At 38.8% G+C, this 10,536-nt stretch carries 10 protein-coding genes and 3 tRNA genes; 7 read left to right on the forward strand and 6 right to left on the reverse strand.

What is annotated here, in order from left to right:
* Window positions 1-29: 29 nt before the first annotated feature.
* A complete protein-coding gene (locus HNP38_RS08980) occupies window positions 30-1,397 on the reverse strand; it encodes a rhodanese-related sulfurtransferase (RefSeq protein WP_184188028.1) in 1,368 nt (455 codons plus the stop codon).
* Between the two features lie 283 nt (window positions 1,398-1,680).
* On the opposite strand from HNP38_RS08980, the gene HNP38_RS08985 reads away from it, so the two are divergent.
* Window positions 1,681-3,201 (forward strand): trypsin-like peptidase domain-containing protein, encoded by a 1,521-nt coding sequence (locus tag HNP38_RS08985; RefSeq protein ID WP_184188031.1) that lies wholly within the window; start codon window positions 1,681-1,683, stop codon window positions 3,199-3,201.
* A gap of 50 nt (window positions 3,202-3,251) precedes the next feature.
* Here the strand turns inward: HNP38_RS08985 and HNP38_RS08990 are convergent, their stop codons facing one another.
* Genes HNP38_RS08990 through HNP38_RS09000 form a run of 3 tightly spaced genes read right to left on the reverse strand, consistent with a single transcriptional unit; the run spans window position 3,252 to window position 6,725 of the window.
* Complete coding sequence (locus tag HNP38_RS08990) at window positions 3,252-3,704, reverse strand: hypothetical protein (protein ID WP_184188035.1); 453 nt, start codon at window positions 3,702-3,704, stop codon at window positions 3,252-3,254.
* Window positions 3,704-4,084 carry a RidA family protein gene (locus HNP38_RS08995; protein ID WP_184188037.1) on the reverse strand — a complete coding sequence of 127 codons (381 nt, stop codon included), beginning with the start codon at window positions 4,082-4,084 and terminating at the stop codon, window positions 3,704-3,706. Before HNP38_RS08995 ends, HNP38_RS08990 begins: the two co-directional genes overlap by 1 nt.
* Before the next feature lie 52 nt (window positions 4,085-4,136).
* Window positions 4,137-6,725 carry a putative LPS assembly protein LptD gene (locus HNP38_RS09000; RefSeq protein ID WP_184188041.1) on the reverse strand — a complete coding sequence of 863 codons (2,589 nt, stop codon included), beginning with the start codon at window positions 6,723-6,725 and terminating at the stop codon, window positions 4,137-4,139.
* A gap of 53 nt (window positions 6,726-6,778) precedes the next feature.
* Here HNP38_RS09000 and HNP38_RS09005 point away from each other — a divergent pair, with 53 nt between their 5' ends.
* The 6 genes from HNP38_RS09005 to HNP38_RS09030 all read left to right on the forward strand — a co-directional run bounded on the left by HNP38_RS09005 (window position 6,779) and on the right by HNP38_RS09030 (window position 9,112).
* A complete protein-coding gene (locus HNP38_RS09005; RefSeq protein ID WP_184188044.1) occupies window positions 6,779-8,068 on the forward strand; it encodes an N-acetylmuramoyl-L-alanine amidase in 1,290 nt (429 codons plus the stop codon).
* A 57-nt stretch (window positions 8,069-8,125) separates the two neighbouring features.
* A tRNA-Glu gene (locus HNP38_RS09010) sits at window positions 8,126-8,197 on the forward strand.
* Between the two features lie 13 nt (window positions 8,198-8,210).
* The gene (locus HNP38_RS09015; protein WP_184188047.1) at window positions 8,211-8,531 is read left to right on the forward strand and encodes a hypothetical protein; all 321 of its coding nucleotides are present in this window, start codon (window positions 8,211-8,213) and stop codon (window positions 8,529-8,531) included.
* Between the two features lie 67 nt (window positions 8,532-8,598).
* Window positions 8,599-8,853, forward strand: a complete 255-nt coding sequence (gene rpsT / locus HNP38_RS09020) for a 30S ribosomal protein S20 (RefSeq protein WP_100377227.1) — start codon at window positions 8,599-8,601, stop codon at window positions 8,851-8,853.
* Window positions 8,854-8,863: 10 nt separating this feature from the next.
* Window positions 8,864-8,935: transfer RNA gene (locus tag HNP38_RS09025), tRNA-Glu, on the forward strand.
* A 105-nt stretch (window positions 8,936-9,040) separates the two neighbouring features.
* A tRNA-Glu gene (locus HNP38_RS09030) sits at window positions 9,041-9,112 on the forward strand.
* A gap of 258 nt (window positions 9,113-9,370) precedes the next feature.
* Here HNP38_RS09030 and HNP38_RS09035 read toward each other — a convergent pair.
* Together HNP38_RS09035 and HNP38_RS09040 are read right to left on the reverse strand one after the other, a co-directional pair.
* Window positions 9,371-9,937, reverse strand: a complete 567-nt coding sequence (locus tag HNP38_RS09035; protein WP_184188050.1) for a hypothetical protein — start codon at window positions 9,935-9,937, stop codon at window positions 9,371-9,373.
* 10 nt (window positions 9,938-9,947) lie between these two features.
* Window positions 9,948-10,517, reverse strand: a complete 570-nt coding sequence (locus HNP38_RS09040; RefSeq protein WP_184188054.1) for a hypothetical protein — start codon at window positions 10,515-10,517, stop codon at window positions 9,948-9,950.
* Window positions 10,518-10,536 lie beyond the last annotated feature (19 nt).

Genomic DNA, 10,536 nt, shown 5'->3' on the forward strand with positions numbered 1-10,536 from the left:
TTTTCTAAGCTCAGCTTTTAACATAAGTATTATGCATTTTCAGCCGGTGTAATTTTATATAATTTATCGGACAGACGAATTCTGAATGGAAGTTCAAAAGTAATCTGATCCCCTTTTTTTGCCGTTTCACACGGACCTCCATTTACATAGATCTCAGTGACTATAAGCTCCTGATCACCGGTTGTAGGGCCTGAGACCAATACTTTGTCACCTACCGAAAGTTCTTTATTCTCAATCAGGAACTGGGCAATTTTTGATTTTGAATAATAATGTTCAGCCTTTCCGATCAACACTTTTTTAACGGATATTTTCTGGCGGATATTTTTTGTTTCGGCTTTAGCTAAAGGTTTAGTTGGCAAATCGCCTGAATTTTTAAACTTCAGCACTTCGGATTTCCCTTTTCTGAACACTTTATTTCCAACTTGCAATCCTTTTCTTAATTTTACCTGTTCTTCCCAAGGTAAATGTATGGTATCCAGACATCCTGTAGAGCAGCAATTCTCCATTGCAGCCTGACACTCATCACATTGAATAAACAATAAATGACAGGCATCGTTAGCACAATTGGTATGGTTATCACAAGGCTTACCGCATTGATGGCACTGCGCAATGATGTCGTCTGTAATTCTTTCTCCTAATCGGTGATCAAATACGAAGTTCTTGCCAATAAACTTACTTTCTATCCCTTCTTCTTTTATCTGACGTGTATACTCAATGATTCCGCCTTCTAACTGGTAAACGTTTTTAAAGCCCTGATGTTTAAAGTAAGCACTGGCTTTTTCACAACGAATTCCCCCCGTACAATACATTAACAAATTTTTATCTTCTTTAAAATCCTGCAATTGATCGTTGATAACTGGTAAACTTTCTCTGAAATTTTCTACATCAGGAGTAATAGCGCCTTCAAAATGCCCCACTTCACTCTCATAGTGATTTCTAAAATCGACTACAATGGTATTAGGATCTTCAAGCAGATTATTAAATTCCTGTGCTTTTAAGTGAATTCCCTTATTGGTAACATCAAAGGTATCATCATCCAAACCGTCAGCAACAATTTTATGCCTCACTTTTATGGTCAGTTTTAAAAAAGAATGATTGTCCTGCTCCACCGCTACATTCAGACGAATGCCTCTCATAAAGCTGTAAACTTCCAACGTATCGCGAAATGCTTCAAACTGATCCGCAGGAACACTCATCTGAGCATTAATTCCTTCTTTGGCAACATAAATACGGCCAAGAGCATCAAGAGCATTCCAGGCTATAAATAATTCGTCGCGAAATTTTTGGGGATCTTCAATTTTGGCATACGCATAGAAAGACAATGTAAGACGTTCCTTACCGGCTTCATCAATTAGCTGAGCTCTTTCTTCTGCGCTTAATGTGTTGTACAGTTGCATGCTATAAACGTTTTAAGTGAGAAAAATATTTCTGCAAAGATAGGTATTTTTCAATTCAATCTGCTTATCCCTAAATATGACAGCTCTATGACCTTAAAAACAGGCGTTTTTCTTTTAATAAATTTTTAAGTTTTCTTAATTCAGGCCCTAGACATTGTGACAAAACCTGTAAATCACTACTATTCCTGTTAAATTTTAGTTAAAATTGAAACATAGCATACTAATTGCATACTTATTAAGCAGTAAATTTGTTTACTGTAAAACATAAAAAAGAAGATATACAATGAAGAGTACTTTAAAAAAACTATTACCATTTGCAGTGGTTGGAGTAGTTTCAGGAGCTACTGCCGTTGGCACATTACAATATTTCGGCCATACTTCCAATAATGCCGACCAGTCTTATTTCACCTCATCATCCAATGCCTCGTTTGTGGGAATGAATACTGCAATGACAGGAGATGATTTCGTGAAGGCTGCCAAAACTACCGTTCCTGCTGTGGTTACTATTAAAAATTACCAGAACAGGGCATCCAGCAGGGCATCCGAGCAGGATATTTTTGATTTCTTTTTCGGAGACCCGCAAGGAGGAAGAGGTCAACAGAGGCAGAAACAGCAGCCGGACAACATTCCTTCGGGCATGGGTTCGGGAGTAATCATTTCTCCGGATGGCTATATTATTTCCAATAATCACGTTGTAGCCGGAGCCAATAAACTGGAGGTGGTACTAAGCAACAAAAAATCTTATATTGCCACATTAGTGGGAACAGACCCTAATACGGATATCTCATTACTGAAAATTGAAGAAAAAGGACTTCCTTATCTCAATTTTGCCAATTCCGATAATATTGAAGTAGGGCAATGGGTTCTGGCGGTAGGAAATCCACTGGGACTTAATTCTACAGTTACTGCCGGAATTATTTCTGCTAAGGGAAGGGGAATCGGCATTTTAAGTTCCCAGGGAAAAGCAAGCAATCCTATTGAAAGCTTTATTCAAACAGATGCCGCCATTAATCCGGGGAACTCGGGAGGAGCATTAGTGAATTCCAATGGGGATCTTATCGGGATCAATTCTGCCATCCAGTCCACTACAGGATATTATCAGGGATATGGCTTTGCGGTTCCATCTAATCTGGCCAGAAAAATTGTTGAGGATATTAAGAATTTCGGACTTGTACAGAGAGGCTTCCTGGGAGTTTCATCAATAGACCTTTCCGACGAAAAGCAGATCGCAGCCTATAACAAAGAGTTCAAAACCGATATCAAAGGAGGCTCGGGGGTTTACATCAGAGGTTTCTCCGATAACAGCGGAGCACAGGATGCAGGTATGAAAACAGGGGACGTTATCACTAAAATCGATAGCTATGCTGTGACAGATTTCGCAGACCTTTCAGCAGCCATAGGAAGCAAAAGGCCCGGAGATAAGGTACAGGTAACCTACTCAAGAAACGGCAAGGAAATTACCTCACTGGTAACCTTAAAAGACCAGAAAGGCGGAACTTCCACACGAACAAAAGCTGATCTGAGTGTAACTGAAAAAATAGGATCGAATTTTGAGAATTTAAGCGAGCGATTCAAAACTGATTACGGACTGAACAGCGGTGTAGTGGCCAGAAATGTAATAGACGGCGGCGAAATGTCCAAAATAGGTATTTTTGACAATTATATCGTGATAGAGGTTAACGGCAAGCCTGTTAATTCAGAGAAAGATGTAGAAAAGATTTTGGATAAGTACCAAGGGAATGTACAGGTGAAATTTGTAGATGAATATGGAAGGATCTATACGAAAGGCTTTAAAATGCCTTAATAGACATACTTAGTTAAAAAGAAACGCTGCGTTATGCAGCGTTTTTTTATTTATGATTTGTTCATTTTATCAGCGATCCTTTTTTTCCTGTTCCTTTCATAAATGATATCTACAATTTTACCCCCGATCCACGAAAAAGGGAAAAAGGTGAGAAATATGGAGATTTTATAGAAGGTAGGATGATAAGGGAAAATAATAACATCCAGCATCGCTATAAACAGCATAATAAAGCCGATAAGAATAGCATAGGCCACTTTTGCGTATTTTACGATGATTGCAGTTGCTATCCCCCCGATTGTGGTACCCAATCCTGAAATAAACAGTAGAAAACCAAAGAATGCATCATCATTCTGCATGCTCTGCAGAAATCTCTGCCACTGGTCAAAAGGAGCAAAAGCCTCAAAAGTAACCCATTGCGGAAAAACCCTTATCCCAAGAGTAATAATAAGTCCTGCTATAACCAGGCCAACCAAAACCGCCAATGTATTTCTTAAAAAGTTCATTAATCCTGGTGTGCAATCATTGAAATTTCAATATCTACATTCTTAGGCAGGCAGGAAACCTGTACGGTTTCACGGGCCGGGTAGCTTTCCGCATCAAGATATGAAGCGTAAATATCATTCATCACAGCAAAGTCATCCATATTTTTAAGAAAAATTGTAGCCTTTACAACATTTTTAAAGGTCATTCCGGCTTCAGTAAGGATTGCCTCAAGGTTTTTCATTACCTGATGGGTCTCTTTTACAATTCCTTCCACCAATTTACCTGTTGACGGGTCTACAGGGATCTGGCCGGAAATATACAGGACTCCGTTCGCCAAATTGGCCTGAGAGTAAGGTCCGATAGCTGCAGGGGCATTAGTTGTAGAGATTACTTTTTTCATTAAAGTTTATTTTGGGTGCAAATATAAAATTTATATTTGACATGCATTGATATTAGAAAGGCGCATCCGGTTGGGTAAAGCTTCTGTCTTTGTATTTAAGCGCATCACTCAGGATATTGGCTTTTATCCCTATAAAGAAGTCATATACCTTATACTGCCCGAACGGAACCCAGTTGAAATTGATGGTAAAGCTTCGCTGATCCCTTGAAAAGCCAATCCTACCATACGCCAGCTGTTTGGTAATCATATCGTAATGGGTACTCCCGCTGATATTCCAGTAAGGGGTAAGTTTAACGCTTCCGTCCAGTCCTACAGATGCAATCTTGTTACCGGTACGGGTTGTTCCCCGGGAATAAGCATAATTTGCATTCACATTTAAAGTCCATGCCTGGCTGAAACGGGCATAATTATCATCATCAAAATAATAGTTCTCGTTCCGGATCTCCCCTTTTGAGGAGTATTTCTTGGCATAATCTACCTTTTCCCCAAAAATTTCGCTGCTTAAAGGATAGGAAAGCTGCACATCAAATCCCTGCACACTGAAACTTCCGAAATCCTCGGTACGGATCCCCGTATCCTGTCCCGGAAGGTATATGGTCTTATAAGGATCCAGTGACAATCTTGTATTGACACTTAATTTATTATCAAAAAAGGAAGACTGTCCGTTAAGGGTGATCATAGACCACGGATGGTCTTTAGCCGCAAAGTTATAATTCGCATTTAAAGTCAATGACTCGAAAAGTTTTATTTTCTTCATTCCTGTAGAGTCTTTTTTAGACTTCACCTTCATTTCTACATTATTTCCTATCGTCAGCCCTAATGCTCCCATCATACCGCTGGTCGGGCTGCCTACAATTCCCTTTTCAAAAATCGAATAAGGGGTAAGCTCTCCATTGGCATTATAATAATTCCTGTAGTATCCGAACTTGGAATCCCCAAAATCCGGTGAATAGGTAAAGCTGATCCCCGGTGTCATCATATGGCGTACGGCTTCTATTTTGGAACCTTTTTTAAATTTAAGCATTCCATATAGTGTCGTCTGTATGCTTGCCGATGTAGAGAACGTGGAATATCCTGATATATTTTTGTCCACCTCATCTACCACTGCACTTTTCACAGGGTCATAATACCTGTTCAGGGTTTTTGTGGTTAATGCATTGTCTATATTGGCTCCCAAGCTGAACGTGAAATATTTTGCAACTGTAGTATTGGTATTCAGGCCGATATTGTTTTTAAGGCCGGTCTGCATTTTCTCCCACATTTCTTTTTTGAAAAGCTCACCTTCTTCCGTATTTACAAAGTTGGTCAGGTTAAGCCCGGTATTTACAGTAATATTCTCCAAGAGCCCCTGTCTCATACCTGTTTTCGATTTGAACAGATAAAACTGATTGATCGCTACGTTCATCTGAGGGAGACGCAAATCTGCAAAACCCGTAGCAAAGTTCTGGGAATAGGAAGCAGTACCTGTGATCGTTGCCGGCAGCTTCAGGAATCTTTTGGTCACTGTCACCGTAGAATTCTGCTGGGTATTCAGTACATTCTGATTGAATATATAATTATTATTGATAGTATTATTATAGAACTTTGTGCTTACAATATCCACCGAAGCTGAAAACGTCAGAAAAGGATTGGCCTTGGTATCCTGAGTGTGTCTCCAGGCAATTCTGTAGGTTCTGTTTTTGGTATAATCATCCAATCCTTTTATTCCCCGTACCGTGGTTCCCACATCTGCTGCAAAGTTCCCGGAATAACGGTATTTTTTCACATAATTCATTTCCGGCCTTAAATTCCAGCTTCCTTTGGTATAGATGTCTGCAAGTACTTTGAGGTCAAAATGTTCCCCTATTGGCTGGTAATACCCCAATCCGTTCAGGAAAAAGCCTACATCTTCCCTCTCACCAAAACTCGGGATCAGGATTCCCGCAGATCTTTTGTCTGAAAACGGCAAAATAGCAAAAGGCATAATTAAAGGAGTAGGTACTCTTTCTATATACATCTGTATGGGGCCTGTAACGACCTGGGTCTTGTTCTTCCCTTTGATCAGTTTAATATTAGATGCCAACAGATGGTAATCAGCAGCGGTATCTTTTTTCTTGATGAAGTATTCGTCCGTAGTATATATACCGTGCCTCATGGCAAAAACAGAGTCATTGTATTTTTTGGTTTTGTTGGCTACGATTACCCCTTCGCTTTCTTCCGTCCTTGCATTATAAGCAATCGCCTGTCTGGTTTTGGTATTGTATTGAAACTCGTTTGTTTCGTATTTTTTACCGCCTTGTGTGGTAATCACCGGTTCTATTATTTTTCCAAGAGAATCCAGCTTACCCCGTGCATAGATCAGATTTTTGTTATCATCTATAGAAATATAGTCTGCATCAATCTGCATGTCTTGGTATTTCACCTGGGCATTCTTAATCAGGAATGTCATTCTTTTAGGAACATCTCTCCTCTGGTCATCCGCTTTTGTACGCAGTATATCTTCCAGTGCTTCTTTTTTTACAACAATGGTATCCTTTTTGGAAATAGTATCATTAATTACCAGATTTTCACGCAATTTTTCAGGAGTTTTCTGTGCTAAAAAATTGTTAAAAATTAGGATAATTAAAATTTGTAATATATTTTTGAAGACGGTTTTGTCCAATGTTATTCTATATAATTAAGGCTCAAAATTAATATAATTTTTAAAACTGTAAGATGTACAAACAAAATTTTAAAATAATTTTATCATTTCTCCTTATATTTCTTAACACTATTGTTTTCTCACAAAAAAAGTTTACAATCGTTCTGGATGCGGGACATGGGGGAAGTGATCATGGTGCCAATAGAACTTACAGCGATATTGGGCGAATTGCCGAGAAAGACATCACTCTTGCTATTGTCCTTAAAATAGGAAGAATGCTTGAAAAAAATAAAGACTTCAAAGTGATCTATACCCGTAAATTTGATGAATTTCCTTCTCTTTCAGACAGAACCAATCTGGCGAACAGAAGCAAAGCAGACCTTTTTGTTTCCGTGCACTGTAATTCATCTGTAAGGCCTACCGCTCAAGGAACCGAGACATATGTACAAGGGCCTGATCAGAATGACACCAATCTTGAGGTGGCCAAAAGGGAGAATGATGTGATCTACCTGGATGAGAAAGATAAGCAGACCTTCGGATCTTATGATCCCAGCTCACCAGAGTCTTTAATTGCGTTAAAACTGCAGCAAAGTAAATATCTGGAATCCAGCCTTTTGTTAGGGGGCCTGGTAGAAGATTATTTTGTGAATAAAGACAAAAGACTTTCAAGAGGGGTTTTCCAAAAAAACCTGCATGTTCTACGTATGAACGCAATGCCTTCGGTTCTTATAGAGACCGGCTTCATCAATCATCCTGAGGAAAGCCATTACCTGGCTTCCGAAAAAGGCCAGGATGAGATTTCCGAAAGTATCTTTAATGCGATCATAGATTATAAGAAAGCTGTTGACAGAAAATCAGGCGGAGCTATTGCTACGAAAAAACCTGAGCCTGAGAAGCCCGTAGAAGTTCCGTTAAAGAATGATTTCAGGATCCTGCTCATGAGCTCTCCTGTGAAACATAATGACAATGATCCTGCCCTGAAAGGTTTAAATTACATTCTGCCTATCAAAGAGAACGGACAGTATAAATACTATTATGGGGTAACGAATATGGCCTCGGTGAGGGATATTAACCTTAAAACGGCCAAAGATGCGGGATTCAGGAATGCTTTTGCCGTTGGTTTTATGCCTAATCAGAAGCTAAGCAGCGGTTATTATACTATTGAAGTTGCTACGGGTAAGGATAAACTCAGCAGCAATTCTTTTATTCTCCAGACTTTAAAAGATGTGGAAAGGACAAAAGAAAACGGCATTTTCTATTATACCTACGGAAAAGTCTATACCCTGGAAGATGCGGTAAGGCTTCAGAAAGACATGGAAAGTAAAGGCATCAAGGATACTACCATTCAGAAAGTTTATAAATAACGGATAAATAATTTTGAACTTCAAAAGTTTATCATTACTTTTGCGTCCTCAAAATTCGGCCTATTCGTCTAGTGGTTAGGACTCAAGATTTTCATTCTTGCAACAGGGGTTCGATTCCCCTATAGGCTACTAAATTTGTATCATGCCGGATTTAAAAATACAGGAAGCAAAATTGCTTTTTAATAAAATCCACTCTAATCCAAAAAGTTATGATTTAAAAATCAATGGGGATGGTATAACAGGCAGGGATGATAAAATTAGTTTCAGGTTTTATAGAAGTGGAGAAAGAGGAACTTTCGAGGTTACTATTGATGGACTTACTTTCACCAATACTACTGGAGAATGGAACAATGCTATGATCATGTTAGAAAACACGATCAGAAAAATAGAGAAAGAAAAAGAAAATTTAAAAATAGAACAAGCAATCGATAAACTTAGAAAATACCTGTCCGAAGAAAATTAATTTTTTAAAAAAATAAATTTGGCAGATAAAAAAAAAGTTTGTAATTTTGCACTCACATTTGAACGATATGGCAAATCATAAATCAGCATTAAAAAGAATTAGACAAAACGAGGCAAGAAAACTTCGTAACAGATACTACCACAAGACTGCTAGAACAGCTATGAAAGTATTGAGAAATGAAGAGGATAAAGCTGCTGCTGCAGAACAATTGCCAAAAGTGATCTCTTTGTTGGATAAATTAGCTAAAAAGAATATTATCCACAAAAACAAAGCGGCTAACTTAAAAAGCAAATTAACTAAGCACGTTAATAAATTAGCGTAATAGTATAGTAGGCCCGTTCGTCTATCGGTTAGGACCTCAGATTTTCATTCTGGTAAGAGGGGTTCGATTCCCCTACGGGCTACACAATTAAACCACAAGATTATATGTGGTTTTTTTTTAAGAGTTGTTAAACTTATTAAAAACAAAAAACTAACACACTAAGATTAAAATTAGTGGAATGGTAGAGGGCCCGTTCGTCTATCGGTTAGGACCTCAGATTTTCATTCTGGTAAGAGGGGTTCGATTCCCCTACGGGCTACGGAAGAGTTATGAATATTCATAGCTCTTTTTTTGTTTACTGAATAGTATCATCCTCTGATCAGATACTCCAATAATTCTGCTTCAATAAGGAAAGCTCAACTCAACATGTGTGATCATTGAATAAAGACCGGAATATAAGAAGTTTCACGTGTATTTTAGCGATAATTATTTATTTCATGACTTCTAACCCTTAAAACAAAAGTGAGCGGGTTTTCACCCGCTCACTTCTTATTTACATCAATTATTCTATTCTCTATTATTTTACTACAAATAAAACATTAATATGCGCACAGCTTCCCGGTGCTGTATTTGAATCATAGGTGAGAACCCCTGCGGAGGTTATTGCCAGATTGGTCAGGGAACCATCCGTATGGGTCACAAAATAATTAAAATCACTACTGCCGTAGGGAACCAAGCCTGCAGCAGACGGATTGTGCAGGACAGCCATAGCTGATGCATCACTGAACTGCTGCTGATACACCTGATACAAATCTATGGAGCCATTCGTCCCTCCTGTAACAGCTACTCCGGGAGCATAATAGTACCTGGTTATAGGCTCTTTCATATTTGATACGGCTTCCCAGCTTCCCGAAACATACTGATAGATCGTATTTACATCCGTATCATATACCATCAGGCCTTCTGCCGGTGTGGCAATGAGATTTCTGTCTGCAGTGCTTAAGCGTGGGAACAATACTCCTTTATCATTCACATTTACATGCAACAGAGCACTGGGATCACCTGACGGTGCACCTATTGTTACCTGTGCTGCGATATTGCCGGAAATAATAATTCCTATAAGGGTTGCGATATATTTTTTCATCTTTTTAAAATTATTTGACTTCAAGTACTACGGTTATAGATGCACAACTTAAGCTCCCTGATGCCAGCGGAGTATAAGTAATGATACCGGTATCACTGATCCCGTCAATAGTAATTTCCGAGGAATCGTAACTGACAATATAATAATTCAATTCATTCACAGCATAAAAAGGAACCGAAGCTGCTGCTGAAGGGTTTTTCACTGCAGGAGCATTCAACAATGCCTGATACTGATCATAAATATTATACGTTAACTGGGTAGACCCTGTAGACGGAAGAGCAATACTGGGTGCATAAAAATATCTATTATGCTTATTAGAGGTCAGACAATTCCAATCAGGAGTTGTAGGGTTACCCAGATTAATCTCAATACACTTTTTACTGGTATTGTAAACCAATAAACCTGTTGCAGGGTTTGCAACTACTGTTCCTGAAGCCACTCTCGGCAGTAAAAACCCTAAGGTAGTGCTCGTCATGTCCAACGAAGCTGACGCATGAGGAGTGGCAGTCCCTATGCCGGTCTGAGCCTTAAAAATGCTAAAACTCATCATCAGTACTGCTATGGTAATTATATTTTTCATTTTATTGATCATTACGGCA

Origin of the sequence: Chryseobacterium defluvii (genome assembly GCF_014204415.1) — a bacterium.
Lineage (GTDB): Bacteria > Bacteroidota > Bacteroidia > Flavobacteriales > Weeksellaceae > Chryseobacterium > Chryseobacterium defluvii_A.

Coding starts and splice junctions, on each gene's coding strand:
- HNP38_RS09015 (WP_184188047.1), top strand. CDS start 8,211: ATGCCGGATTTAAAAATACAGGAAGCAAAATTGCTTTTTAATAAAATC.
- HNP38_RS08995 (WP_184188037.1), bottom strand. CDS start 4,084: ATGAAAAAAGTAATCTCTACAACTAATGCCCCTGCAGCTATCGGACCT.
- HNP38_RS09005 (WP_184188044.1), top strand. CDS start 6,779: ATGTACAAACAAAATTTTAAAATAATTTTATCATTTCTCCTTATATTT.
- HNP38_RS08990 (WP_184188035.1), bottom strand. CDS start 3,704: ATGAACTTTTTAAGAAATACATTGGCGGTTTTGGTTGGCCTGGTTATA.
- HNP38_RS09040 (WP_184188054.1), bottom strand. CDS start 10,517: ATGAAAAATATAATTACCATAGCAGTACTGATGATGAGTTTTAGCATT.
- rpsT (WP_100377227.1), top strand. CDS start 8,599: ATGGCAAATCATAAATCAGCATTAAAAAGAATTAGACAAAACGAGGCA.
- HNP38_RS08980 (WP_184188028.1), bottom strand. CDS start 1,397: ATGCAACTGTACAACACATTAAGCGCAGAAGAAAGAGCTCAGCTAATT.
- HNP38_RS09035 (WP_184188050.1), bottom strand. CDS start 9,937: ATGAAAAAATATATCGCAACCCTTATAGGAATTATTATTTCCGGCAAT.
- HNP38_RS08985 (WP_184188031.1), top strand. CDS start 1,681: ATGAAGAGTACTTTAAAAAAACTATTACCATTTGCAGTGGTTGGAGTA.